The following is a 25230-nucleotide window of genomic DNA, read 5'->3' as shown; positions in this document are numbered from 1 at the left end:
GGAGGTCGTCCCGGCTCTTGGAGCTGACCCGCAGCTCGTCGCCCTGCACCTGCGCCTTGACGCCCTTGGGGCCCTCATCGCGGATGATCTTCGCCCCGGCCGGGGTGCCGCCCCTTCACGTCCCCACGCGCGCGTGGGTGGGCACGCTCTACCGGTAGTTCACGAACTGCAGCGCGAAGTCGAAGTCCTGGCCCTTGAGCAGCGCCTGGACGGCCTGGAGGTCGTCCCGGCTCTTGGAGCTGACCCGCAGCTCGTCGCCCTGCACCTGCGCCTTGACGCCCTTGGGGCCCTCATCGCGGATGATCTTCGCCACCTTCTTGGCGTTCTCCTGCGAGATGCCCTCCTGGATGGAGGCGAAGATCTTGTACTCCTTGCCGGAGAGCTGCGGCTCACCGGCGTCCAGCGCCTTCAGCGAGATGCCGCGCTTGATCAGCTTGGACTGGAAGACGTCGAGGATGGCCTTGACCCGCTCCTCGGAGTTGGCCTCCATGAGGATCTTCTCGCCGGACCAGGAGATGGAGGCGCCCACGTTCTTGAAGTCGTAGCGCTGCGAGATCTCCTTGCCGGCCTGGTTGAGGGCGTTGTCGACCTCCTGCCGCTCGACCTTCGAGACGATGTCGAAACTGGAGTCGGCCATGTCCTGTGGCTCCTTGTATCGGGGACTGATCGGATTCCGACCGGGATCCGATCGGATTCGTGGTCGGGCGCGCACCGAGGCATTGCGCCGCGTGCAAAGCCTAGCCACCGCCCGGCGCGCCACTTGCGATCAATCGGGTGGCGAAGCACCCCTGCGCATCGGGTATTGTTTACGTCGTTGCCAGCGAGCACCGCCACACAGCGGAGCACAAGGCAGCGAACCCAAGGCGGTGTGCCCGAGCGGCCAAAGGGAGCAGACTGTAAATCTGCCGGCTCAGCCTTCCCAGGTTCGAATCCTGGCGCCGCCACACTTGGGGGAAGCCCCCTCCGGATTCCGGAGGGGGCTTCGTCGTGTCCGGGGCCCGGTGATTGCTACAGGGCCCCGGCGGCTCAGTACAGCTCCACGTAGCCCTCGCGCAGCGGCCCCCCGACGAGCTCCAGGACGTTCTCCGCCGCTGCCGCCAGCGGAGCCGGGTCGGCGTGCTCCGCGACCGTGCGGTGGCCGGAGAGCAGGGCCGCGCCCAGGACCGGGTCCGCGGCGAGCAGACGGCGCGGGAGCCAGCGGCCGACGCCCGTCCAGGCGCCGTGGTGCGCGGTCAGCAGGTGGGCCGCCTCACGCAGCGTGAAGTCGGCGGCCGCGAGCTGCTCGTACCGCTCGTCCGGCGCGGTGTCGAGCAGATCGTCCATGAAGCAGGTCAGGACGTAGCGGCTGCGCTCCCGCTCGGCCGGGGCCAGCGGGGCGGGGCCCGCCGCGAGAAGCTCACGGGCGCGCTCGCGGGCCGCCGCGACGTGCCCGTGCGGGTCGAGCAGCGGGAGGCCCTCGTCGTAGACGAACAGCATCGTGCCGCGCCGCAGGCGGCGGTCCCGCTCGAAGGCGGCGGGGAGGTCGCGGAGGGTGCGCAGGAACAGTTCGACCGGGCGGCCCTCGTGGCGGAGCACCTCGCGGCGGCTGGTGTCCTCGTCGGGCAGTAAGACCGCCAGGTCGAGGTCGCTGGCCGGCCGTGCGCGGCCCCGTGCCGCCGAGCCGCCGAGCACGGCCCCCAGGGCGTGCGGGAAGCGCTCGGAGAGCAGCCGGAGGGCCTGGGCGGCCAGGGCGGTGTCGGCGGCCGTCTCGGGCGCCCTGAGGCGCTCCGCGGGCGAGGCGTGATCATCCATGCGGTACGGGTCTACCGGCGCACCCGCACACCTGTCCACCATTTGCGGGGCCGGGAATTGACGGGGCGACGGGTACTTCTCGCCACACCAGTGCGCGGACGGTCGCGGGGCTTCCCGTGTGGCCGCGGCGATCACGGCGCAGACTTGACCCATGTCCTCCACGTCGACCGCGTCATCGACGCCCTCCGCGTCCCGCCGCCGTGCCTGCCCCGAGTGCCGCCGCGACATCGCCGTCGTCGGGGGCCGCTTCGCCCGTCACGACCCGCCGGGCGCCCGCGCCGCGGGCGAACTGGTGTCCTGCCCCGGCTCGCGGCGCAGGGCGCAGCTCGGCGCGGTGCAGGACACGCTCGACGGGTACGCGGTGCCGCACGTCGCCGGGCAACTTCCGCTGTTCTGAACGCCGCTGCGGCTCAGTTCCCGGCGACGGACTTGACGGCCACCGTCACCGGCGTCGAACCGGAGACGAGTTCGAGCGTCAGGCCCGCCGTCGCGGGCGTGTCCACCAACTCCGCGATGACCGCGGCCACGTCGTCGCGCGGCACCGGTCCGCGCCCGGTCGACGCCTCCAGGCGGACGAGCCCGGTGCCCGCGTCGTTCGTCAGGGAGCCGGGGCGCAGGATCGTCCAGTCCAGGCCGGTGCGGCGGCGGACGTCGTCGTCGGCCGCGCCCTTGGCCCGCAGGTAGACGTCGAACACCTCGTCGCCCTCGTGCGCGGAGTCCGCGCCCATGGACGACACGATGACGTACCGGCGCACCCCGGCCCTCTCCGCCGCGTCCGCGAACAGGACGGCGGCGCCCCGGTCCACGGTGTCCTTGCGGGGAGCACCGCTGTTCGGGCCCGCGCCCGCCGCGAAGACGGCCGCGTCGGCGCCCTGGAGATGCGCGGCGACCTCCTCCACGGACGCCGACTCCAGGTCGCACAGGACCGGTTCCGCACCGGCGGCGCGCAGGTCGTCGCCCTGCTCGGCCTTGCGGATGAGCCCCGCGACCTCGTCCCCGCGCGCGGAGAGCACCCGCTCGAGCCGCAACGCGATCTGACCATGACCTCCAGCAATGACAATGCGCATGCCCCGACCGTACGCCGGGCGACGCCTGTTCACCGCGCAACCAAGCTGAGGCGAGCTCGGCGTGGTGACCACGCATGCGGCCACCACGCGCGTGTGCTCGCCTATGCCGCCGCCACGCGTGTGTGCCCGCTCCGGCCCACCGACCATTTCGCGCCGTCGGGGCCACGCGCGTGTGCCCGCTCCGGCCCGCCGACGGTCTCGTGCCGCTGTGGCCTCGCGGGCGTGACCGTTCCGGCCCGCCGACTGTCCCTTGCCGCTGCGGCCACACTGGCGTGCCCGTTCCGGCCCACCGACTAAGCCGCGCCGCTGCGGCCTTGCGCGCGCCCGCTCCGACCCACCGACATCCCGAGCCGCGGCCACACGGGCGTGGCCGTTCCGGTCCGCCGCCTGTCCGTCCCGTGCCGCCGGCGGCCACGCGCGCGTGCCCGTTCCGGCCCGCTGCACCTCGCGCCGTCGCGGCCTCCCGCGTGCCCGCCCCAGCCCGCCGACATCCCGCGCCGTCGCGGCCACACGCGCTTGTCCGCCCCGGCCGCCGCCTGTCCCGTGCCGTTGGCGGCCACACGTGCGTGCCCCGTTCCGGCCCGCCGCACCTCGCGCCGCCGCGACCTCGCGCGCGCCCGCCCCGGTCCACCAACCACCCCGCGCCGCCCGCGGCCACGCGCGCGTACCCGCGCCCCGGCCGCCGACTACCCCGCCCCCCCGCCGTACTTCGCCGCCCGCCCCTGACGCGGCAGGTCCAGTGCCACCGCCGCCGCCGAGTCGCAGTACTCCCGTACGGCGCTGGTCCGGGCCACCACCCGGCCCCGGTGGATCACGATCCGGCTGTAGCCGAGGGAGAGGACGCCTGCCAGGCGCTCGCCCCGCACGGCCAGCAACTCCGCGGGGAAGCCCGCCTCCAGGCGCACCTCCGGGAGGCCGAGCGCCGCTCTGGCCGCCGAGCTGACCGCCTCGTACGCGTCCTCGGGGCGCAGGCCGTACCGCGAGGCAAGGAGGTACGCGGCCTCCAGCGGGTCGCCCCGGCCCACGGGGTTCGCCAGGTCCCGCAGCGCGCCGCTGCCCGCGGCGACCCGTACCCCGGCCGCCCGCAGCAGCCGTACGGGCGCCATGTCGCGGCCGTCGACCCCCGCGCAGCCGCCCTGCGGCAGGCACACGGCCGTCACCCCGGCGGCGGCCAGCCGGTCGACGGCGCGCCGCGCCGCTTCGGCGGGCACGCGCGCGAGGCCGCCGAGGGGGCCCACGGCGACGCCGGAGCGCAGTCCGCCCGCGGCGGCCGCGAGCCGTCCGAGCCGTGCCGGGTCCGCGCCGTCCGTGTGCAGGTCGACCGGGCAGCCGTGTTCGGCGGCGATCTCGAGCACCGCCTCCACGTAGCCCGTCGGATCGGGGTCGAGGTCGGGGCAGCCGCCCACCACGGAGGCGCCCATCTTCAGGGCGTCGCGCAGCATGGCGAGCCCGTCGGCCCCGGCGAGGCCGGTCAGCAGCCGGGGCATCGCCACGGTCCGCAGATCGGCGAGGCCCACCAGGGAGCGCCGCGCCTTGAGTGCGGCCTCCATGGAGCCGAGCCCCTCCATGTCGCCGATCCGTACGTGGGAGCGCAGCGCGGTGGCCCCGTGCCCCAGCTGGAGCAGCGCGGCCTCGGTGGCGCGGCGCTGGACGTCCTCGGCCTCGTAGGGGACGGGGCCCTCCGCCTCGGCGGACAGGGCCGTGTCGCCGTGCGCGTGCGGCTCGGCGGGGGCGGGCAGCAGGAGGTAGCCGGAGAGGTCCACGCGCGTGGTGTGGGCGGTGAGGCTGCCGGCGGTGCCGACGGCCTCGATCCGCCCGCCGCCGAGGCGTACGTCCACGGTCCTGCCGTCGGTGAGCCTGGCACCGCTCAGCAACAGACCGGAGCCGTCGGTCGCGTCGTCCCGGGCGCCGGGGGAGGGGGGCTGCTGAGGCGGGCTGTCGGGCATCACGCTCCAGAGGGCTCGTCGGGGCTCGGCCCGCGGCATGATCACGCAGGCGGCTTCGAGCCTAGGACGACGGCGGGAGCGCTTCGCGGAACCCGAAATAGTCGTACAGATGGGGTCCCTGGGGCGGGCGTGCCGAGCGCGCGGAATGGATTTGGGCGATCGGCGGGCAACCGTGTAATGTCTTCATCGCTCGCCCCAATAGCTCAGTCGGTAGAGCGTCTCCATGGTAAGGAGAAGGTCTGCGGTTCGATTCCGCATTGGGGCTCTGGTGTGAAGTTCCCTCGCCTTCGGGTGAGGGGTCGTCGCATCAAAGCGGTGTAGCTCAGTCGGTAGAGCAAGCGGCTCATAATCGCTGTGTCACCGGTTCAAGTCCGGTCACCGCTACTGACAGTAGCCGATTGTGGGGTCGGTCCTTCGATCGGCTACTCTTTTATGCGTTAATCCTGTCCCATCCGTTCGTCAAGGAGCACTCACGTGGCTGCCACCGACGTCCGCCCGAAGATCACGCTGGCCTGCGTGGAGTGCAAGGAGCGGAACTACATCACCAAGAAGAACCGGCGTAACAACCCGGACCGACTGGAGATGAAGAAGCACTGCCCGCGTTGCAACGCGCACACCGCGCACCGCGAGACGCGATAAATAAGGCTCGTACACGAGGCCGTCCCCGGCAGGGGGCGGCCTCGTGTCGTTGACACACCCAGGAGGTGCCGAGTCCATGGCGCTCGACCAGTCCTTCGTGGGGCGGAGCTACCCGCCCACCGCCCCCTACGAGGTCGGCCGGGAGAAGATCCGCGAGTTCGCCGAGGCCGTGGGGGACACCAACCCCGCCTACGTCGACCCCGAGGCAGCCCGGCAGCTCGGCCACCCCGATGTGATCGCCCCGCCGACCTTCGTGTTCGCGATCACCTTCAACGCCGCGGGCGAGGTCGTGCACGATCCGGAGCTCGGGCTCGACTACAGCCGTGTCGTGCACGGTGACCAGAAGTTCGCCTATACGCGTCCGGTGCGCGCGGGCGACAGGTTGACGGTCACGTCGACGATCGAGGCCGTCAAGTCCCTCGCGGGCAACGACATCATCGACGTCCGCGGTGAGGTCCACGACGAGGCGGGCGAGCATGTCGTGACCGCCTGGACCAAGCTCGTCTCGCGCGCCGCAGAGGAGGCCTGACCATGGCGACCACCATCAAGTACGCGGAGGTCGAGGTCGGCACCGAGCTGCCGGCGCAGACCTTCCCGGTGACCCGCGCCACCCTCGTGCAGTACGCGGGCGCCTCCGGTGACTTCAACCCGATCCACTGGAACGAGAAGTTCGCCAAGGAGGTGGGCCTGCCGGACGTGATCGCGCACGGCATGTTCACCATGGCCGAGGCGGTCCGCGTCGTCACCGACTGGACCGGGGACCCGGCCGCCGTCGTCGAGTACGGCGTGCGCTTCACCAAGCCGGTCGTCGTGCCCAACGACGACAAGGGCGCCGAGATCGCCGTCAGCGCCAAGGTCGCGGCCAAGCTCGACGACAACCGCGTACGGGTCGACCTGACGGCCATGAGCGCGGGGCAGAAGGTGCTCGGCATGGCCCGGGCGGTCGTCCAGCTCGTCTGACCGCCGCGCGGTAGCTGTGCGTAAGGGGCGTCCTCCATTGAGGGCGTCCCTTACGTGTGTCCTTGCGCACAGGAAGCCGAGCCCGACGAAGGGATCCGCAGGATCAGCAGAGGGTTGACGTAGATAGTGATTGGCCACTAACTTACCCGCATGGTCCGGATGAGCGCAGAGGAGCGACGCGAGAGCGTCATCCGCGCGGCGATGATCGAGTTCGCGCGGGGCGGCTACAAGGGCACGTCCACCGAGGCGATCGCCAAGCGGGTGGGTGTCTCGCAGCCGTACCTCTTCCGGCTCTTCCCGGGCAAGGAGGCCATCTTCCTGGAGGCCGCCCGCCGTTGCTGCGAGCGCACCGTCCAGGTCTTCCAGAAGGCGTCCGAAGGGCTCGAGGGCGAAGAGGCTCTGCAGTCGATGGGCGCGGCGTACCAGGCGCTCATCGCCGACGACCCCGATGTACTGCTCATGCAGATGCAGATGTACGTCGCTGTGGCCTCCGCGGAGGCGAGCGGCGACCGGGAGTTCGGGGAGTCGGTGCGGGCCGGCTGGATGGAGATGTACGACACGGTCCGCCTCGCCCTCGGCGCGGACGTGGGCGAGACCACGCAGTTCCTCGCCTACGGCATGCTGATCAATGTGCTGGTGTCCATGGGCTTCCAGCCCGATCACCGGGTCTGGACGGGCTTCTACGAGTCGGCCCAGCCGCAACAGTAAGTACTGCGCGCGTCGTCAGGGCGCGCGTTCTTCTGTCCGCACAAGTTAGTCATCAATAACTAACCTCATCGTCGACATGGATCCTGGGGGGACCCGATGTCAGAAGCGAAGCAGCAGAACACAGCAACCCGCGGGGGAGCCGTCTGGGCCCTCGTCATCACCAGCGTCGCCGGATTCATGGCGGCCCTCGACAACCTCGTCGTCACCACGGCCCTGCCCTCCATCCGCGAGGACCTCGGCGGCGCCCTCGACGACCTGGAATGGACCGTCAGCGCCTACACGCTCACCTTCGCCGTGCTGCTGATGTTCGGCGCCGCGCTCGGCGACCGGTTCGGGCGCAGGCGCCTCTTCCTCGTCGGACTCACCGTCTTCACCGGCGCCTCCGCCGCCGCGGCCATGGCGTCCGGCATCGAGTCGCTCATCGCGGCCCGCGCCGTCCAGGGCGTCGGCGCGGCGATCATGATGCCGCTGACGCTGACCCTGCTCACCGCGGCGGTCCCTGCGGCCAAGCGCGGCATGGCGTACGGCATCTGGGGCGCCGTCAACGGGCTCGCGGTCGCCTCCGGGCCGCTCATCGGCGGCAGCCTCACCGAGCATGTCTCCTGGCACTGGATCTTCTGGCTCAACGTCCCGCTCGGCCTGGCGCTCCTGCCGCTCGCCCGGCTGCGCCTGAAGGAGTCCCACGGCTCCGGCGCCCCGCTCGACGTCGTGGGCACCGTCCTCGCCAGCGGCGGCCTCTTCGGCATCGTGTACGGGCTGGTGCGCGCGCCGATCGACGGATGGACCAGCCCCGTCGTGCTGCTCGGCCTCTTCGCGGGCGCCGCGCTGCTCGCCGCGTTCGTCCGCCACGGCATCCACGCCGAGAACCCCATGCTCCCCATGCGCCTCTTCCGGTCCCGCGCCTTCGCCGGGATCAACGCCGCGAGCCTGCTGATGTTCCTCGGCATGTTCGGGTCGATCTTCCTGCTCAGCCAGTTCATGCAGGGCGTCCTCGGCTACTCGCCGACCGAGGCGGGCCTGCGGATGCTGCCGTGGACCGGGATGCCGATGTTGATCGCGCCCGTCGCCGGGTATCTGTCCGACCGGATCGGCGGCCGCCCGGTCGTCGCCGCCGGACTGTTCCTCCAGGCCGCCGGGCTCGCGTACTACGCCCTGACGGTCGCGGCCGATGTCTCCTACACCGCCCAGCTCCCCGCGCTGGTCATCAGCGGCGTCGGGATGTCCCTGTACTTCGCCCCTGCCTCCAACCTCGTCATGTCCAGCGTCCGTACGCACGAACAGGGCATCGCCTCCGGCTCCAACAACGCCCTGCGCGAGGTCGGCGGCGCGCTCGGCATCGCCATCATGTCGTCGATCTTCTCGGCGAGCGGCGGCTACGACTCCGCCCAGCACTTCGTGGACGGCATCCGGCCCGCCCTGTGGGTCGGCGCCGCCGCCGTGGCCGTGGCCGGAGCCGCCACCTTGTGCATCCCCCGGCGGCGCCCCACGACGGACGTAGTGCAGGACGCCCGGCCCGCCCCCGTCCTGGAAAGCGCCTGACACCAGCCGGTCGGAAGGGAGCCCAGCCATGCCGACCCTGCCCTGGACCGTCCCGAACACCCCGCCCACGCGCGCGGAGGCCGTCGTCTTCGCCTCACGCTTCGAGACCCGCACCCTGTGGGGCGCCCTGAATTTCCTCCTCCGTACGCCCACGGTCTGGCGCCAGGTGAGCCGCGCACCAGGCGGCTACGGGGCCACGCTGAGGGCGGCGCCCCTGAGGCGCACCTTCTGGACCCTGTCCGCCTGGGAGTCCGCCGACGCGCTCAAGGCGTTCGCGGCCTCCGCGCCGCACGGGCCGGTCGCGGCCGGACTGCGCACCGGGATGCGGTCCTTCGACCACCGCACCTGGCGGACGACCACCGACGCGCTGCCCCTCGACTGGAAGGATGCCCTGCGGCGCTTCGGCTGAGCAGGCCGCCTCCCCGTACGACGACGGCCCCGCCCTGGACGGCGGGGCCGTTCTCGTACCCTGGAGCGCGTGCAGGAACTCCACGACGCCCCCCTTGCCCCCCTGACCACCTTCCGGCTCGGCGGCCCCGCCACCCGGCTGCTCACCGCGACGACCGACGCCGAGGTGATCGACGCGGTGCGCGAGGCCGACGCCGCGGGCACCCCGCTGCTGATCATCGGCGGCGGCAGCAACCTCGTCATCGGTGACAAGGGCTTCGCGGGCACCGCCCTGCGCATCGCCACCAAGGGCTTCGCGCTCGACGGCACGAAGCTGGAGCTGGCGGCGGGCGAGGTGTGGACCGACGCCGTCGAGCGCACCGTCGAGGCGGGCCTCGCGGGCATCGAGTGCCTCGCCGGGATCCCCGGCTCCGCGGGCGCGACGCCGATCCAGAACGTGGGGGCGTACGGCCAGGAGGTCTCCGCCACCATCACCGAGGTGGTCGCCTACGACCGCACGGCCGGCGAGACGGTCACGATCCCGAACGCCGAGTGCGCCTTCTCGTACCGCCACAGCCGCTTCAAGGCCGAGCCCGGCCGCTACGTGGTGCTGCGCGTGCGCTTCGAGCTGGAGGACGCGGGCGGGCTCAGCGCGCCGCTCAAGTACCCCGAGACCGCCCGCGCCCTCGGCGTCGAGGCGGGCGACCGGGTGCCCGCCGCCACCGCCCGCGAGACCGTCCTGAAGCTGCGCGCCGGGAAGGGCATGGTGCTCGACCCGGAGGACCACGACACCTGGTCGGCCGGTTCGTTCTTCACCAACCCGATCCTCACGGAGGAGGAGTTCGCCGCCTTCCACGCGCGCGTGGCCGAGCGTCTGGGCCCCGACGTGAAGGCGCCCGCGTTCCCGGCGGGGGAGGGGCTCACCAAGACCTCCGCGGCCTGGCTCATCGACAAGGCGGGCTTCACCAAGGGCTACGGCACCGGCCCGGCCCGCATCTCCACCAAGCACACCCTCGCCCTCACCAACCGGGGCGACGCCACCACCGAGGACCTCCTCGCGCTGGCCCGGGAGGTCGTGGCGGGCGTCCGCGAGGCTTTCGGGGTGACCCTGGTCAACGAGCCGGTGACCGTCGGCGTACGCCTCTGAGCGGTCCCTAGTACGCCACTCCGACGCCCTGCTTGACCGTCGCGGGGTCGTCCACCATCGCGAGCATCGCGTGGGCCACGTCCGCGCGGCCGATGAAGCGGCCCGCGCGCGGAGAGCCGCCCACGACCTTGCGGTACGTGCCCGTCAGCGGCTTGTCCTGGAGGCGCGGGGGCCGCACCGAGGTCCAGTCGGTCGCGCTGCGCGCCAGTTCCGCCTCCATGGCGGTGAGGTCGGTGTAGACGTCCTTGAGGACCGCGCCGATCACCTTCAGCATCGCGCGGTCGACCAGGGGCGAGTGGGCGGGGTGCGGGCCGACCGGGGCGGCGCTGACCAGCAGGAGGCGGCGTACGCCCTCCGCCTCCATGGCCCGCAGCACCGAACGGGTCAGCTTCGTGGCGATCCCCGCCCGTGCGTCCGCGCGGCCGCGGGGGCCGAGCCCGGAGAGCACCGCGTCGCGGCCCGCGACCGCTGGGCGCAGAGCGCCGGGGTCGCCCAGGTCGCCCCGGAACACCTCAAGGCGCTCACCCGTCACGGTGAGGCGCGCCGGATCCCGTACGACGGCCGTGACCTCGTGACCGGCGCGGAGAGCCTGCCGGACGATCTCCTGGCCGATGCCTCCCGTGGCACCGAAAACCGTGAGCTTCATGACGTACCTCCGTGACACCGCAGGCGGGTCGAGTCCTGGGAGCGAGCGATCGAGCCCGCGGGGACGATCACAGCCCGGTGGGTGAGTATTCACTCACCCCTCTCTCGCCTAGAGTGAGTGAGCACTCACCCGCACGTCAAGCTTGGTTGGAGCCGCCATGGACCAGAAACCGGCCAGGGTCCGCATCGTCGACGCGGCCCACGACCTCATGCGGGACATCGGCCTCGCCCGCACCACGACCAAGCAGATCGCCAAGGCGGCGGGGTGCTCCGAGGCCGCGCTCTACAAGTACTTCGCGAACAAGGAGGAGCTGTTCGTGACGGTGCTCAACGAGCGCCTCCCGAAGCTCGGCTCCCTCCTCGGCCGACTGCTCAGCGAAGGCGGGCAGTACCCCGCCCGCACCCTGGAGGAGAACCTCACCGACATCGCCAGGGAAGCGGCCCTCTTCTACGAGCAGACCTTCCCGATGGCCGCCTCCCTGTACGCGGAACCGCAGCTCAAGCTCCGCCATGAAGAGGTCATGCGCGAACTGGGCACCGGCCCCCACCGCCCCATCCAGGGCCTCGACGCCTATCTCAGGGCGGAGCAGAAGGCGGGCCGCATCAGCCCCGAGGCCGACACCTACGCCGCCGCGTCCCTCCTCCTCGGCGCCTGCGCTCAGCGCGCCTTCGCCTACGAGATGTCCCCGGACCGCAGGCCCCCGCAGCCGGTGGACGAGTTCGCGGCCCGAATCGCCCACACCCTGCTCACAGGAATCGCATAAAGTCCTCCCGTTCCAGGGGAGGGATCATTCATGCGTGCAGTGGCACGCCGTGCTGTCGTGTCCGCGGCGAGCACGGTACTGGTGGGAATCTTCGCGACGACCGGATGCGGCCGCGCGGCCCACGCCGGGGACGGCAGCGGGGAAAGCGAACACGCGGCGCGCGACAAGGCCGCCTACACCGCCGTCGGCCAGCTGCCCGAGCGGCTGGCCCCCGACGGCACGACGGTCGTCGTCGGCTCGCCGGCCGCGCGCACGACGGTCCGGCTCTACGAGGACATGCGCTGCCCCGTCTGCGAGGAGTACGAGGTCGAGGGCGGCGGCGCGGCCCTGCGCACGCTCGCCCTGAGCGGTGAGGTGAAGACCGAGTACACGCTGGCCTCCTTCCTCGACGACCGCGTCGGGGGCGGCGGCTCCAAGCGTGCCGCCAACGCCCTGCGAGCCGCCTTGGAGCAGGGCAAGTTCATCGAGTACCACGACGTCCTCTTCGCCAACCAGCCCGAAGAGGTCGTCGACGGCTACACCGACGCCTTCCTGCTGGACATGGCGTCCCGCGTGAAGGTGCTGCGCGGCACCGAGTTCGATCGTGCCGTGCGGACCATGAAGTACCGCGCCTTCGTCAGCGCGTCGCAGGCGGCCTACGAGCGGGACGGGGCGCTGGGCACCCCGACGTTCGCGGTCAACGGCGACGTCGTGCCGGACCACCTGCGCGGTGCCATGTTCGAGGAGAACCTGCTCCCGGTCGCCGTCGAGATGCTGGCCTCGGGGGTCACCCCGCCGCCGGAAGGGGTGTGACGCTCAGGCGGCCAGCCACTCGTCCACCCCGCTCAGCAACTCCTTCTTGACCTCCTCCGGCGCCGCCGAGCCCCGGATCGACTGCCGGGCCAGTTCGGCCAGTTCGGTGTCGGAGAAGGCGTGGTGGCGGCGCGCGATGTCGTACTGGGCCGCCAGGCGGGAGCCGAAGAGGAGCGGGTCGTCGGCGCCGAGCGCCATCGGCACCCCGGCCTCGAAGAGGGTGCGCAGGGGCACGTCCTCGGGCTTCTCGTAGACCCCGAGGGCGACGTTGGAGGCCGGGCACACCTCGCAGGTCACCTGGCGGTCCGCGAGCCGCTTGAGGAGCCGCGGGTCCTCGGCGGCCCGCACCCCGTGACCGATGCGCGTGGCGTCCAGGTCGTCCAGGCAGTCCCGGACCGAGGCGGGGCCGGTCAGCTCACCGCCGTGCGGCGCGGACAGCAGGCCGCCCTCGCGCGCGATGTGGAAGGCCCGGTCGAAATCGCGCGCCATGCCGCGCCGCTCGTCGTTGGAGAGCCCGAAGCCGACGATGCCCCGGTCCGCGTAGCGCACCGCGAGCCGCGCCAGCGTCCGGGCGTCCAGCGGGTGCTTCATGCGGTTCGCGGCGACCAGGACGCGCATCCCGAGCCCCGTCTCGCGCGAGGCGCTGTCGACCGCGTCGAGGATGACCTCCATCGCCGCGATGAGCCCGCCGAGCCGGGGCGCGTACGACGTCGGGTCGACCTGGATCTCCAGCCACCCTGACCCGTCCGCGATGTCCTCCTCCGCGGCCTCCCGCACCAGGCGCTGGATGTCCTCGGGGGCCCGCAGGCAGGAGCGCGCGGCGTCGTACAGGCGCTGGAAGCGGAACCAGCCGCGCTCGTCCGTGGCCCGTAGCTTCGGCGGCTCCCCGCTGGTCAGCGCCTCGGGCAGCCGGACACCGTACTTGTCCGCCAGTTCGAGCAGGGTCGTGGGCCGCATCGACCCGGTGAAATGCAGATGCAGATGGGCCTTCGGCAACTTGCGTACATCACGTCCTACACGCTCCATCCCAAGATCCTGCCGTACACAGGTGTCGTAGGGGTAGCGCCTTCCTCTTTCGGGGCTCTCTCCGAACGAAGAAACGGGAAAGAAAAGCGGGCCGCTCCCGAGGGAACGGCCCGCCCACGCGCGCGTACGAAGCGGATGTCAGTCCCGCGCCTCGGCCAGCAGCTTCTGGATGCGCGAGACGCCCTCGACGAGGTCCTCGTCGCCGAGCGCGTACGACAGCCGCAGGTAGCCCGGCGTACCGAACGCCTCACCGGGAACGACCGCGACCTCGGCCTCCTCCAGGATGAGCGCCGCCAGCTCCACGGAGTCCTGCGGGCGCTTGCCGCGGATCTCCTTGCCGAGCAGCCCCTTCACGGACGGGTACGCGTAGAAGGCGCCCTCGGGCTCCGGGCAGACCACGCCGTCGATCTCGTTGAGCATCCGCACGATCGTCTTGCGGCGCCGGTCGAAGGCCTCGCGCATCCGCTCCACGGCGGTCAGGTCGCCGGAGACGGCGGCGATCGCGGCCGCCTGCGCCACGTTGGACACGTTGGACGTGGCGTGCGACTGGAGGTTCGTGGCGGCCTTCACGACGTCCTTGGGGCCGATGACCCAGCCCACGCGCCAGCCGGTCATCGCGTACGTCTTCGCCACGCCGTTGACCACGATGCACTTGTCGCGCAGCTCGGGCAGGATCGCCGGCAGCGACGTGAACTTCGCGTCGCCGTAGACGAGGTGCTCGTAGATCTCGTCCGTCATGACCCACAGGCCGTGCTCGACGGCCCAGCGGCCGATGGCCTCCGCGTCGGCCTCGCTGTAGACGGCGCCCGTCGGGTTCGACGGCGAGACGAAGAGCACGACCTTGGTGCGCTCCGTGCGCGCGGCCTCCAACTGCTCGACGGAGACGCGGTACCCGGTCGTCTCGTCGGCCACGACCTCCACCGGCACACCGCCCGCGAGCCGGATCGACTCCGGGTACGTGGTCCAGTACGGCGCGGGCACGATGACCTCGTCGCCCGGGTCGAGGATCGCGGCGAACGCCTCGTAGATGGCCTGCTTGCCGCCGTTGGTCACCAGGATCTGCGAGGCGTCGACCTCGTAGCCGGAGTCGCGCAGCGTCTTCGCGGCGATCGCGGCCTTCAGCTCGGGCAGGCCGCCGGCCGGCGTGTAGCGGTGGAACTTCGGGTTCCTGCACGCCTCGACGGCGGCCTCGACCACGTAGTCCGGCGTCGGGAAGTCGGGCTCACCGGCGCCGAAGCCGATCACCGGGCGCCCGGCGGCCTTGAGGGCCTTGGCCTTGGCGTCGACGGCGAGGGTCGCGGACTCGGAGATGGAGCCGACCCGGGCGGAGACCCGGCGCTCGGCAGGGGAGGAACCGGCGGACGAGGAAGGAGTTGCAGCGCTCATGGGCCCATCGTTCCAGACCCGTAACGCGCCGGGCACACGGGTTTACAAGACCCTTCCGGACCGCGTCCCGCGCACTCTTGATCCACTCGCCCTCCCCATCTGTTCGACGGAGCGCCGCGGAACACGTACACTCACTGCTCGTTGGCCTTCACCGGCCGCACCTTCCAAGCGCACTCCGTGCATCTGGGCGGATGCGGTACGTTGGGGGAAACAAAGGGTCGTAGCTCAATTGGTAGAGCACTGGTCTCCAAAACCAGCGGTTGGGGGTTCAAGTCCCTCCGGCCCTGCTCACACTCCTTCGCCAGGATGTGTGCGGATGTACGTACTGCATTGCACCGCCGTGCGGCTCAACCGGGCGCGGCACGGCCACGACCCGGAATCAGGTGAGGACGAGTGACGGATGCCGTGGGCTCCATCGACATGCCTGATGCCCAGGATGAAGTAGCGGAGTCCAAGAAGAAGGCCCGCAAGGGCGGCAAGCGTGGCAAGAAGGGCCCCTTCGGCCGCCTCGCTCTCTTCTACCGCCAGATCGTCGCGGAGCTCCGCAAGGTCGTCTGGCCGACTCGCAACCAGCTCACCACGTACACCACCGTGGTGATTGTGTTCGTCGTCATCATGATCGGCCTGGTGACCGTGATTGACTATGGGTTCAGCCATCTCGTCAAGTACGTCTTCGGCTGAGCCGACAGCGGAGGGCGCCGGGACCGGCGCCCCTTTCGCATGTTCCACCCCTATGTATCCAGGAAGAAGCAGCCACCGTGTCTGACCCGAACCTGAACGAGGCGACCGAGCCCGTCGAGTCCGCTGAGGACGAGCGCGACATCGTCGAGGCGGCGGACGCCGAGGAGCCGGACCAGGCCGAGGCTGCCGAGCTCACCGCCGATGAGCCCGCCGTGGAAGCGGCCGTCGAGGCCGAGGACGTCACCGACGAGGCCGTCGAGGACGACGCCGAGGCCGAGGACGACGCCGAGGAGTCGGCCGAACCCGCCGAGCCGGTGGACCCCGTCGCCGCCCTCCGTGACGAGCTGCGCGGCCTGCCCGGCGAGTGGTACGTGATCCACACCTACGCGGGCTACGAGAAGCGCGTGAAGGCCAACCTCGAACAGCGCGCCGTCTCGCTGAACGTCGAGGAGTTCATCTACCAGGCCGAGGTCCCCGAAGAGGAGATCGTCCAGATCAAGAACGGCGAGCGCAAGAACGTCCGGCAGAACAAGCTGCCCGGCTACGTTCTCGTCCGCATGGATCTGACGAACGAGTCCTGGGGCGTCGTCCGCAACACCCCCGGCGTCACCGGCTTCGTGGGCAACGCCTACGACCCGTACCCGCTGACCCTGGACGAGATCGTCAAGATGCTCGCCCCTGAGGCCGAGGAGAAGGCCGCCCGCGAGGCCGCCGAGGCCGAGGGCAAGCCGGCTCCGGCCCGCAAGGTCGAGGTCCAGGTGCTCGACTTCGAGGTCGGCGACTCGGTCACCGTCACGGACGGCCCGTTCGCCACGCTCCAGGCCACGATCAACGAGATCAACGCCGACTCGAAGAAGGTCAAGGGTCTCGTCGAGATCTTCGGCCGTGAGACCCCGGTCGAGCTCAGCTTCGACCAGATCCAGAAGAACTAGCACCGACCGGTTCTTTCTGGACACACCGCTTCCGAACAGGTCAGACGGGCTCGCAAAAGCCCGTCTGACCTGCTCGGTTTTTGGCCGCACATCAATACCCGTTATCGTTGTGCGGTATGCCTCCATCCGGATGATCCCAACGATCATTCGTCAAGGGTGGCGGCTGAACACTCTCACTAAGACCCGGAGAGAGAGCACATGCCTCCCAAGAAGAAGAAGGTCACGGGGCTCATCAAGCTCCAGATCCAGGCCGGCGCCGCCAACCCGGCTCCGCCGGTCGGCCCCGCGCTGGGCCAGCACGGCGTGAACATCATGGAGTTCTGCAAGGCCTACAACGCCGCGACCGAGTCGCAGCGCGGTTGGGTCATCCCGGTGGAGATCACGGTCTACGAGGACCGCTCCTTCACCTTCATCACCAAGACCCCGCCGGCCGCGAAGATGATCCTCAAGGCCGCTGGTGTCGAGAAGGGCTCCGGCGAGCCGCACAAGACCAAGGTCGCGAAGATCACCGACGCGCAGGTCCGCGAGATCGCCACCACCAAGATGCCCGACCTCAACGCCAACGACCTGGACGCCGCCGCGAAGATCATCGCCGGCACCGCCCGTTCCATGGGCATCACGGTCGAGGGCTGACCTCACCCTCGTAGGTACCACCGTGGAAGGGCCTGCTCGGCCCGGACCACGACTCCTCTAGAACTCAGGAGCAGTAAGTGAGCAAGCGCAGCAAGACTCTCCGCGCTGCGGACGCCAAGGTCGACCGGGACAAGCTCTACGCCCCGCTCGAGGCCGTCCGTCTCGCCAAGGAGACCTCCACGACCAAGTTCGACGGCACCGTCGAGGTCGCCTTCCGCCTGGGTGTCGACCCGCGCAAGGCCGACCAGATGGTCCGTGGCACCGTGAACCTGCCGCACGGCACCGGCAAGACCGCCCGGGTCCTGGTCTTCGCGACCGGTGACCGTGCTGCGGCCGCGGAGGCCGCCGGCGCCGACATCGTCGGCTCCGACGAGCTCATCGACGAGATCTCCAAGGGCAACCGCCTGAACGAGTTCGACGCCGTCGTCGCCACGCCGGACCTCATGGGCAAGGTCGGCCGCCTCGGCCGCGTGCTCGGTCCCCGTGGCCTCATGCCGAACCCGAAGACCGGCACCGTGACCCCGGACGTGGCCAAGGCCGTGAACGAGATCAAGGGTGGCAAGATCGAGTTCCGCGTCGACAAGCACTCGAACCTGCACTTCATCATCGGCAAGGTGTCCTTCGACGACACCAAGCTGGTGGAGAACTACGGCGCCGCGCTGGAGGAGATCCTCCGTCTGAAGCCGTCGGCCGCCAAGGGTCGCTACATCAAGAAGGCCGCGATCAGCACCACGATCGGCCCCGGCGTTCCGGTCGACCCGAACCGCACCCGCAACCTCCTCGTCGAGGAGGACCCGGCCGCGGTCTGAGCTGCACAGCTCGCCTGAAGTCGGTAACGGGCCCCGCACCTCTCCTGGTGCGGGGCCCGTTCCTCTTTTTCCGCCCCACGCGCGCGTGCGCCGCGCTAGCGTCACGGTGACCGTACGGGCCGGGGGAGCGGAGACAGCGGGTGGCATACGCGTATCTACGGCGATGGCTCGGCGTCACCGCGGCGTGCGGGCTGCTCGCGGGGTGCGGCGGGCCCGCCCCCGACCAGGACGCCGTCGACGCGGTGCGCAGGGCCCAGGAGGAGGTCACCGCGGCGGGCTCGGCCCGCGTCGAGGCGACGATGGACACCGGCGACCGGCTCGCCTCGCACAGCGCGGGCACGCTCAGTTGGTCCGACGGCGTGCGCGGCACGCTCACCGTCCGCGTCACCGGCGGGGACATGGCCGCCTCCACGCGCGCGCTGGGCGGCGATCCGTCGCAGACGCGCTTCCTGCCGGACGCCTCCTACACGCGGATGAGTGATACGTTCGCCGCCTCGCAGGGCGGCCGGCACTGGGTCCGCCGCCCCCACGACGCCGGGAGCGACCTGAGCCCGGCCGGCGCGCTGAGGACGCTCGTCGCCGCGAAGGACCTCCGCAGGGTCGGCGAGGAGACCGTACGGGGCACACGAACCGGCCACTACCGGGGCAGCTCCGACGGGCAGCACATCGACGTCTGGATAGACGCCCGCCACCTCCTCGTGCGACGCACCCAGCGCTCGGGCGACTTCACGAGCACGGTCCACTACCGCGACTACGGCGCCCCGGCGGCCGCCGAGCGCCCACCCCTGCGGGACACCGTCGACCTCCGGGACGTGGCGGACGACGAGTGATCGCCCGGGAAAAAGAAACCGGGCCGTTGTCCGTGGCGTCGGTTATCGTGCGATGAGTTCATGAGTACGGGTGTTCCTAGGGGTGGGTTGGACATGACTGTTGTACGACGTACGATCGGCGCCGCCGCCGTGACCGCACTGATCTGTACCGGGGCCGCGGCCTGCGGGAGCGACGACTCGGGCAAGGGCGGTGCGGCCACGAAGGCCCAGTCGCACTCGGAGGCGACGCAGGCGCTGACGGCGGCGTACAAGAAGACCGCCGACGCCAAGTCCGCCAAGGTCGAGATGGTCATGAAGACCCCGGCCGCGATGGGGGCCGGCGGCGGCACCATGAAGATGACCGGCACCATGGGCTGGGACCCGACCGTCATGGATATGACGATGTCCGGCTCCGCGTTCACCGCGGGCGACGCGGACATGCCGAAGAACATCCGCCTGGTCTGGCAGAACAACGTCATGTACATGGACATGGGGGCCAAGGCCGCCGCGGACATGGACGGCAAGCGCTGGATGAAGATGGACCTCGGCGCCGTGGCGAAGTCCTCCGGGAACGAGGCGCTCAGCCGCCAGATGACCGGCAGCCTGGAGAGCGCGAACCAGGACCCGGCCCAGCAGATCGCCGTCCTCCTCGACTCGCCGAACCTCAAGCACCTCGGCTCCGCCCAGATCGACGGCGTGCAGACGCAGCACTACAAGGGCAAGCTGACCGTCGACGAGATGATGGCGAAGAACGACTCGCTGAAGGTCCTCGACAAGGCCGACCGCGACGAGCTGCTGAAGAGCGTCAAGAAGGCCGGCATCAAGGACTACGACACCGAGCTGTGGGTCAACGAGGACGACCTGCCGGTCCGCCTCGACGTCACCATGGACAGCGCCCAGGGCGCCGTCGAGATCTCGGAGAAGTTCTCCGACTACGGCGCGGCCGTGCAGGTCCAGACCCCGCCGGCGAACGAGACCTTCGACTTCATGGAGATGCTGAAGAAGCTCGGCGCCGCCGCGAGCGCGGGCGCGGACACCGACGTCTGAGCCGGGCGCCCACGCCTGGTGGGCCCGTCGCCGGCCGGGCGGATCCGTACGGATTTGCCTGCCGCGCGTCCCTTCACGTAATCTTTCACAGAAGCCAAAGACCGCTGGTCGTTGCCGTGCGCTCGCAAGAGGGTTCGGTGGCCGAAGGATCCGTTGTAATTGCGGACGACCCGCGCAGGTGACTGTGGAAGTGCTCCTGGATTCTGTGGGATCCGGTCGAGTTCACGCCCCGTGCGCCTGCGCCGGGGCGTTTCGTTTTCCCAGCCTCCTTTTGAGCGGTCCTCATCACCCGGAAGGAGGCCGACGCTTATGCCGACGCCCGACAAGGCTGCCGCGGTAGCCGAGCTCACGGACAAGTTCCGCAGCTCGAACGCCGCCGTGCTGACCGAGTACCGGGGTCTCACCGTGGCCCAGCTCAAGCAGCTGCGCCGTTCCCTCGGTGAGAACTCCGAGTACGCCGTGGTGAAGAACACGCTGACCAAGATCGCGGCCAACGAGGCCGGGATCGACACGCTGGACGACCTCTTCACGGGGCCGACGGCGGTTGCCTTCGTCACCGGTGACCCGGTGGAGTCGGCCAAGGGTCTTCGTGACTTCGCCAAGGAGAACCCGAATCTCGTCATCAAGGGCGGTGTCCTTGACGGCAAGGCGATGTCCGCCGACGAGATCAAGAAGCTTGCGGACCTCGAGTCCCGCGAGGTTCTGCTCAGCAAGCTGGCCGGTGCCTTCAAGGGCAAGCAGTCCCAGGCTGCTCAGCTCTTCCAGGCGCTGCCCTCGAAGTTCGTCCGCACCGCGGAGGCGCTTCGTGCCAAGCAGGCCGAGCAGGGCGGTGCCGAGTAATTCGGCTCGCGTCATGACCCTCGCCGCCTAGGCGAGAGGTCGTAGCGGGCCGAACGTACGCCCGCCTCACATGTACATCCGGCACCAGCCGAATTAGTGGAAGGATCGCCCATCATGGCGAAGCTCAGCCAGGAAGACCTGCTCGCCCAGTTCGAGGAGATGACCCTCATCGAGCTCTCCGAGTTCGTGAAGGCCTTCGAGGAGAAGTTCGACGTCACCGCCGCCGCGGCCGTCGCCGTTGCCGCCGGTCCGGCCCAGGGTGGTGGCGACGCCGCCGCCGCCGAGGAGCAGGACGAGTTCGACGTCATCCTCACGGGTGCCGGCGAGAAGAAGATCCAGGTCATCAAGGTCGTGCGTGAGCTGACCTCGCTGGGTCTGAAGGAGGCCAAGGACCTCGTCGACGGCACCCCGAAGCCGGTCCTCGAGAAGGTCGCCAAGGACGCCGCCGAGAAGGCCGCCGAGGCCCTCAAGGGCGCCGGCGCCTCCGTCGAGGTCAAGTGACCTTGCGAGTCTGCTGACTCCTCTTCCGCGGAACTGCCCCTGAGCGGGCTGTAACGCTGACGTACCGAAGGGCGATCACCCAACTGGGTGGTCGCCCTTCGGCGTCTCTGGCTCGCCCGCGGACGGTGCCTTGCACAGCCGTTCGCGACGAGTATGGTGATCTTCGTTGTGCCTGGGGCCACGCTCTTCGGCCAAGAGGGGGCCTTGACGAACCGCACGCAGCGCGCAATTCTCAGGACGCGTCGTCACATCCGATCCGTTTCCGAGGCATGGATCGGCGACGAAGAGGGCAGTAAGGATGTGCGCTCAGCGCACAGGGCATGCCGCAGACGGTGAACGGTTGAGAACAACGAGGGTGTCAAAAAACCCGCACTGGACATCAGTGGGCCTTCTGGCTACACTGTCCCTTTGCGCTGCCTGTTAGCTGCTCCCTGCCCGTCACCAGGGGCATGCCCTCGCTTGAGCACAGTGGACTGAACCAGCCCTGACCTGGCCTTTCGGCTCAGGGGAGGAAGGCTCGGCCCCACGGCCCGGCTTGGGACCGGTACGCGCGTAGTGAGTCCGAGCCCTCGGAAGGACCCCCTCTTGGCCGCCTCGCGCAACGCCTCGACCGCGAATACGAACAACGGCGCCAGCACCGCCCCGCTGCGCATCTCCTTTGCAAAGATCAAGGAGCCCCTCGAGGTTCCGAACCTTCTTGCGCTGCAGACCGAAAGCTTTGACTGGCTGCTCGGCAACGACGCGTGGAAGGCTCGTGTCGAGGCGGCTCTCGAAAGCGGACAGAACGTCCCCACGAAGTCCGGTCTGGAGGAGATCTTCGAGGAGATCTCCCCGATCGAGGACTTCTCCGGGTCGATGTCTCTGACCTTCCGCGACCACCGCTTCGAGCCTCCGAAGAATTCGATCGACGAGTGCAAGGAGCGCGACTTCACGTACGCGGCCCCGCTCTTCGTCACCGCCGAGTTCACCAACAACGAGACCGGCGAGATCAAGTCCCAGACGGTCTTCATGGGCGACTTCCCGCTCATGACCAACAAGGGCACCTTCGTCATCAACGGCACCGAGCGTGTCGTGGTGTCGCAGCTCGTCCGCTCGCCGGGTGTCTACTTCGACTCCTCCATCGACAAGACGTCCGACAAGGACATCTTCTCCGCCAAGGTCATCCCCTCGCGTGGTGCCTGGCTCGAGATGGAGATCGACAAGCGCGACATGGTCGGTGTCCGCATCGACCGCAAGCGCAAGCAGTCCGTCACCGTCCTGCTCAAGGCGCTCGGCTGGACCACCGAGCAGATCCTCGAGGAGTTCGGCGAGTACGAGTCCATGCGCGCCACCCTGGAGAAGGACCACACCCAGGGCCAGGACGACGCGCTGCTCGACATCTACCGCAAGCTCCGCCCGGGCGAGCCGCCCACGCGCGAGGCCGCTCAGACGCTGCTCGAGAACCTCTACTTCAACCCCAAGCGCTACGACCTCGCGAAGGTCGGCCGCTACAAGGTGAACAAGAAGCTCGGCGCCGACGAGCCGCTGGACGCCGGTGTGCTCACCACCGACGACATCATCGCCACGATCAAGTACCTGGTGAAGCTGCACGCCGGTGAGACGGAGACGGTCGGCGAGTCCGGTCGTTCGATCATCGTCGAGACTGACGACATCGACCACTTCGGCAACCGCCGCATCCGTAACGTCGGCGAGCTCATCCAGAACCAGGTCCGTACGGGTCTCGCCCGTATGGAGCGCGTCGTGCGTGAGCGCATGACCACGCAGGACGTCGAGGCGATCACACCGCAGACCCTGATCAACATTCGCCCGGTCGTGGCGTCGATCAAGGAGTTCTTCGGTACGTCGCAGCTGTCCCAGTTCATGGACCAGAACAACCCGCTCTCGGGCCTGACGCACAAGCGTCGTCTCAACGCCCTGGGCCCGGGTGGTCTCTCCCGTGAGCGGGCCGGCTTCGAGGTCCGAGACGTGCACCCGTCGCACTACGGCCGCATGTGCCCGATCGAGACGCCCGAAGGCCCGAACATCGGCCTGATCGGCTCCCTCGCCTCGTACGGCCGGATCAACGCGTTCGGCTTCATCGAGACCCCGTACCGCAAGGTCGTCGACGGCCGCGTCACCGACGAGGTCGACTACCTGACGGCCGACGAGGAGGACCGCTTCGTCATCGCGCAGGCCAACGCGCCGCTCACCGATGACCTGCGGTTCGAGGAGTCCCGCGTCCTGGTCCGCCGCCGCGGCGGCGAGGTCGACTACGTCCCCGGTGACGACGTCGACTACATGGACGTCTCGCCGCGCCAGATGGTGTCGGTCGCGACCGCCATGATCCCGTTCCTCGAGCACGACGACGCCAACCGTGCCCTCATGGGCGCGAACATGATGCGTCAGGCCGTGCCGCTGATTAAGTCCGAGGCGCCGCTCGTCGGCACCGGCATGGAGTACCGCTGCGCCACCGACGCCGGCGACGTGCTCAAGGCCGAGAAGGACGGTGTGGTCCAGGAGGTCTCCGCGGACTACATCACCATCACCAACGACGACGGCACGTACACCACGTACCGCCTGCACAAGTTCTCCCGCTCCAACCAGGGCACCTCTGTCAACCAGAAGGTCGTCGTGGACGAGGGCGACCGCGTGGTCGAGGGCCAGGTCCTGGCCGACGGCCCCGCCACCGAGAACGGCGAGATGGCGCTCGGCAAGAACCTGCTGGTCGCGTTCATGCCGTGGGAGGGTCACAACTACGAGGACGCGATCATCCTGTCGCAGCGCCTCGTGCAGGACGACGTCCTCTCCTCGATCCACATCGAGGAGCACGAGGTCGACGCCCGTGACACCAAGCTCGGCCCCGAGGAGATCACCCGGGACATCCCGAACGTCTCCGAGGAGGTCCTCGCCGACCTCGACGAGCGCGGCATCATCCGGATCGGTGCCGAGGTCGTCGCCGGTGACATCCTCGTCGGCAAGGTCACGCCCAAGGGTGAGACCGAGCTGACCCCGGAGGAGCGCCTGCTCCGCGCGATCTTCGGTGAGAAGGCGCGCGAGGTGCGCGACACCTCCCTGAAGGTGCCGCACGGCGAGATCGGCAAGGTCATCGGCGTCCGCGTCTTCGACCGTGAGGAGGGCGACGAGCTGCCGCCGGGCGTGAACCAGCTGGTTCGTGTCTACGTGGCGCAGAAGCGCAAGATCACGGACGGTGACAAGCTCGCCGGCCGCCACGGCAACAAGGGTGTCATCTCCAAGATCCTGCCCATCGAGGACATGCCGTTCCTCGAGGACGGGACGCCGGTCGACATCATCCTCAACCCGCTGGGTGTGCCGTCCCGAATGAACCCGGGACAGGTTCTGGAGATCCACCTCGGCTGGCTCGCCAGCCGTGGCTGGGACGTCTCCGGCCTCGCGGACGAGTGGGCGCAGCGCCTCCAGGGCATCGGTGCCGACCAGGTCGCCCCGGGCACCAACGTCGCCACCCCCGTCTTCGACGGTGCGCGTGAGGACGAGCTCGCGGGTCTGCTCCAGCACACGATCCCGAACCGCGACGGCGAGCGCATGGTGCTCCCGTCCGGCAAGGCGCGGCTGTTCGACGGCCGCTCCGGCGAGCCGTTCCCGGACCCGATCTCGGTCGGGTACATGTACATCCTCAAGCTGCACCACCTGGTCGACGACAAGCTGCACGCCCGTTCGACCGGTCCGTACTCGATGATCACCCAGCAGCCGCTGGGTGGTAAGGCCCAGTTCGGTGGCCAGCGCTTCGGTGAGATGGAGGTGTGGGCGCTGGAGGCATACGGCGCCGCGTACGCCCTCCAGGAGCTGCTGACCATCAAGTCCGACGACGTCACCGGCCGCGTGAAGGTCTACGAGGCCATCGTCAAGGGCGAGAACATCCCCGAGCCCGGCATTCCTGAGTCCTTCAAGGTCCTCATCAAGGAAATGCAGTCCCTGTGCCTCAACGTGGAGGTGCTGTCCTCGGACGGCATGTCCATCGAGATGCGCGACACCGACGAGGACGTCTTCCGCGCTGCGGAAGAGCTCGGCATCGACCTGTCCCGGCGCGAGCCGAGCAGCGTCGAAGAGGTCTGACGGGAGTCCGGCGGGGGGGGGGGGGGGCGGGCGCCGGGCCCCCCCCCCCCCCCCCCCCCCCGAAAAAGACAAAACAAACAGACGACGGTTTTGTAATTGGAGTGATCTGG

General features: G+C 69.9%; 26 protein-coding genes, 4 tRNA genes and 1 pseudogene. 23 read left to right on the top strand and 8 right to left on the bottom strand.

Translation table 11 applies throughout. The features are described 5' to 3' along the window. Window positions 1-94, bottom strand: a pseudogene (locus ABZ877_RS38735) (DUF520 family protein); the annotation flags it as partial. A 54-nt stretch (window positions 95-148) separates the two neighbouring features. Beyond that, window positions 149-637, bottom strand: coding sequence for a YajQ family cyclic di-GMP-binding protein (locus tag ABZ877_RS38730; RefSeq protein ID WP_361081127.1), 489 nt, complete (start codon window positions 635-637; stop codon window positions 149-151). 225 nt (window positions 638-862) lie between these two features. Here ABZ877_RS38730 and ABZ877_RS38725 point away from each other — a divergent pair. After that, window positions 863-944: transfer RNA gene (locus ABZ877_RS38725), tRNA-Tyr, on the top strand. Between the two features lie 82 nt (window positions 945-1026). Here ABZ877_RS38725 and ABZ877_RS38720 read toward each other — a convergent pair. Then, a complete protein-coding gene (locus ABZ877_RS38720) occupies window positions 1027-1791 on the bottom strand; it encodes a nucleotidyltransferase domain-containing protein (RefSeq protein ID WP_361081125.1) in 765 nt (254 codons plus the stop codon). Between the two features lie 151 nt (window positions 1792-1942). On the opposite strand from ABZ877_RS38720, the gene ABZ877_RS38715 reads away from it, so the two are divergent. Beyond that, window positions 1943-2188, top strand: a complete 246-nt coding sequence (locus ABZ877_RS38715) for a hypothetical protein (RefSeq protein WP_361081123.1) — start codon at window positions 1943-1945, stop codon at window positions 2186-2188. Between the two features lie 13 nt (window positions 2189-2201). On the opposite strand, the gene ABZ877_RS38710 is transcribed toward ABZ877_RS38715, so the two are convergent. Both ABZ877_RS38710 and ABZ877_RS38705 read right to left on the bottom strand, forming a co-directional pair. Next, complete coding sequence (locus ABZ877_RS38710; RefSeq protein ID WP_361081121.1) at window positions 2202-2858, bottom strand: SDR family oxidoreductase; 657 nt, start codon at window positions 2856-2858, stop codon at window positions 2202-2204. A gap of 686 nt (window positions 2859-3544) precedes the next feature. Then, complete coding sequence (locus ABZ877_RS38705) at window positions 3545-4804, bottom strand: amidohydrolase family protein (protein ID WP_361081119.1); 1260 nt, start codon at window positions 4802-4804, stop codon at window positions 3545-3547. A 192-nt stretch (window positions 4805-4996) separates the two neighbouring features. Between ABZ877_RS38705 and ABZ877_RS38700 the strand changes: the two genes are divergently transcribed. The 9 genes from ABZ877_RS38700 (at window position 4997) to ABZ877_RS38660 (ending at window position 10184) form a co-directional block, all read left to right on the top strand. Next, window positions 4997-5069, top strand: a tRNA-Thr gene (locus ABZ877_RS38700). Between the two features lie 46 nt (window positions 5070-5115). Continuing rightward, a tRNA-Met gene (locus ABZ877_RS38695) sits at window positions 5116-5188 on the top strand. Window positions 5189-5278: 90 nt separating this feature from the next. Further along, window positions 5279-5443 (top strand): 50S ribosomal protein L33, encoded by a 165-nt coding sequence (gene rpmG / locus ABZ877_RS38690; protein ID WP_003948671.1) that lies wholly within the window; start codon window positions 5279-5281, stop codon window positions 5441-5443. Between the two features lie 76 nt (window positions 5444-5519). Further along, a complete protein-coding gene (locus ABZ877_RS38685) occupies window positions 5520-5972 on the top strand; it encodes a MaoC family dehydratase N-terminal domain-containing protein (RefSeq protein WP_361081117.1) in 453 nt (150 codons plus the stop codon). Window positions 5973-5974: 2 nt separating this feature from the next. Next, entirely contained in the window at window positions 5975-6403 is a 429-nt protein-coding gene (locus ABZ877_RS38680) for a MaoC family dehydratase (RefSeq protein ID WP_361081115.1), read from the top strand. A gap of 150 nt (window positions 6404-6553) precedes the next feature. After that, the gene (locus ABZ877_RS38675) at window positions 6554-7111 is read left to right on the top strand and encodes a helix-turn-helix domain-containing protein (protein ID WP_361081113.1); all 558 of its coding nucleotides are present in this window, start codon (window positions 6554-6556) and stop codon (window positions 7109-7111) included. 96 nt (window positions 7112-7207) lie between these two features. Continuing rightward, a complete protein-coding gene (locus ABZ877_RS38670; RefSeq protein WP_361081112.1) occupies window positions 7208-8650 on the top strand; it encodes an MFS transporter in 1443 nt (480 codons plus the stop codon). Window positions 8651-8678: 28 nt separating this feature from the next. Then, window positions 8679-9059: a DUF3291 domain-containing protein gene (locus ABZ877_RS38665; protein WP_361081110.1), complete on the top strand. Its 381-nt coding sequence runs from the start codon at window positions 8679-8681 to the stop codon at window positions 9057-9059. 60 nt (window positions 9060-9119) lie between these two features. Then, window positions 9120-10184: a UDP-N-acetylmuramate dehydrogenase gene (locus ABZ877_RS38660; RefSeq protein WP_361081129.1), complete on the top strand. Its 1065-nt coding sequence runs from the start codon at window positions 9120-9122 to the stop codon at window positions 10182-10184. A 7-nt stretch (window positions 10185-10191) separates the two neighbouring features. Here ABZ877_RS38660 and ABZ877_RS38655 read toward each other — a convergent pair whose 3' ends face one another. Next, window positions 10192-10830, bottom strand: coding sequence for an NAD(P)H-binding protein (locus tag ABZ877_RS38655; protein WP_361081108.1), 639 nt, complete (start codon window positions 10828-10830; stop codon window positions 10192-10194). A gap of 157 nt (window positions 10831-10987) precedes the next feature. Between ABZ877_RS38655 and ABZ877_RS38650 the strand changes: the two genes are divergently transcribed. Both ABZ877_RS38650 and ABZ877_RS38645 read left to right on the top strand, forming a co-directional pair. Beyond that, complete coding sequence (locus ABZ877_RS38650; protein WP_361081107.1) at window positions 10988-11593, top strand: helix-turn-helix domain-containing protein; 606 nt, start codon at window positions 10988-10990, stop codon at window positions 11591-11593. Window positions 11594-11623: 30 nt separating this feature from the next. Continuing rightward, window positions 11624-12385 carry a thioredoxin domain-containing protein gene (locus ABZ877_RS38645; protein WP_361081105.1) on the top strand — a complete coding sequence of 254 codons (762 nt, stop codon included), beginning with the start codon at window positions 11624-11626 and terminating at the stop codon, window positions 12383-12385. Window positions 12386-12388: 3 nt separating this feature from the next. Here ABZ877_RS38645 and ABZ877_RS38640 read toward each other — a convergent pair whose 3' ends face one another. Both ABZ877_RS38640 and ABZ877_RS38635 read right to left on the bottom strand, forming a co-directional pair. Next, window positions 12389-13411, bottom strand: coding sequence for an adenosine deaminase (locus ABZ877_RS38640; RefSeq protein WP_361081103.1), 1023 nt, complete (start codon window positions 13409-13411; stop codon window positions 12389-12391). Window positions 13412-13549: 138 nt separating this feature from the next. After that, entirely contained in the window at window positions 13550-14797 is a 1248-nt protein-coding gene (locus tag ABZ877_RS38635) for a pyridoxal phosphate-dependent aminotransferase (RefSeq protein WP_361081101.1), read from the bottom strand. Between the two features lie 214 nt (window positions 14798-15011). Between ABZ877_RS38635 and ABZ877_RS38630 the strand changes: the two genes are divergently transcribed. The 10 genes from ABZ877_RS38630 to rpoB all read left to right on the top strand — a co-directional run bounded on the left by ABZ877_RS38630 (window position 15012) and on the right by rpoB (window position 25120). Then, a tRNA-Trp gene (locus tag ABZ877_RS38630) sits at window positions 15012-15084 on the top strand. A gap of 106 nt (window positions 15085-15190) precedes the next feature. Then, entirely contained in the window at window positions 15191-15478 is a 288-nt protein-coding gene (gene secE / locus ABZ877_RS38625) for a preprotein translocase subunit SecE (RefSeq protein ID WP_361081100.1), read from the top strand. 77 nt (window positions 15479-15555) lie between these two features. Then, window positions 15556-16410 (top strand): transcription termination/antitermination protein NusG, encoded by an 855-nt coding sequence (nusG, locus tag ABZ877_RS38620; protein ID WP_361081098.1) that lies wholly within the window; start codon window positions 15556-15558, stop codon window positions 16408-16410. Window positions 16411-16608: 198 nt separating this feature from the next. Continuing rightward, window positions 16609-17043 carry a 50S ribosomal protein L11 gene (rplK, locus tag ABZ877_RS38615; protein ID WP_361081096.1) on the top strand — a complete coding sequence of 145 codons (435 nt, stop codon included), beginning with the start codon at window positions 16609-16611 and terminating at the stop codon, window positions 17041-17043. Between the two features lie 77 nt (window positions 17044-17120). Beyond that, entirely contained in the window at window positions 17121-17852 is a 732-nt protein-coding gene (gene rplA / locus ABZ877_RS38610; RefSeq protein ID WP_361081094.1) for a 50S ribosomal protein L1, read from the top strand. A 140-nt stretch (window positions 17853-17992) separates the two neighbouring features. Further along, entirely contained in the window at window positions 17993-18682 is a 690-nt protein-coding gene (locus ABZ877_RS38605) for a hypothetical protein (protein ID WP_361081092.1), read from the top strand. Window positions 18683-18775: 93 nt separating this feature from the next. After that, window positions 18776-19708 carry a hypothetical protein gene (locus ABZ877_RS38600; protein ID WP_361081090.1) on the top strand — a complete coding sequence of 311 codons (933 nt, stop codon included), beginning with the start codon at window positions 18776-18778 and terminating at the stop codon, window positions 19706-19708. A 309-nt stretch (window positions 19709-20017) separates the two neighbouring features. Further along, window positions 20018-20548: a 50S ribosomal protein L10 gene (gene rplJ, locus ABZ877_RS38595; protein WP_361081089.1), complete on the top strand. Its 531-nt coding sequence runs from the start codon at window positions 20018-20020 to the stop codon at window positions 20546-20548. 114 nt (window positions 20549-20662) lie between these two features. Further along, window positions 20663-21049: a 50S ribosomal protein L7/L12 gene (gene rplL, locus ABZ877_RS38590; RefSeq protein ID WP_207824936.1), complete on the top strand. Its 387-nt coding sequence runs from the start codon at window positions 20663-20665 to the stop codon at window positions 21047-21049. A 585-nt stretch (window positions 21050-21634) separates the two neighbouring features. Beyond that, on the top strand, window positions 21635-25120 hold the full coding sequence (rpoB, locus tag ABZ877_RS38585) for a DNA-directed RNA polymerase subunit beta (RefSeq protein ID WP_361081087.1): 3486 nt from the start codon (window positions 21635-21637) through the stop codon (window positions 25118-25120). Window positions 25121-25230: the final 110 nt, after the last annotated feature.

The sequence above is a fragment of the Streptomyces sp. NPDC046939 genome, assembly GCF_040644575.1.
GTDB lineage: Bacteria > Actinomycetota > Actinomycetes > Streptomycetales > Streptomycetaceae > Streptomyces.
The sequence above is the reverse complement of the archived record's forward strand: the minus strand, read 5'-3'. Positions and strand labels throughout refer to the sequence as shown.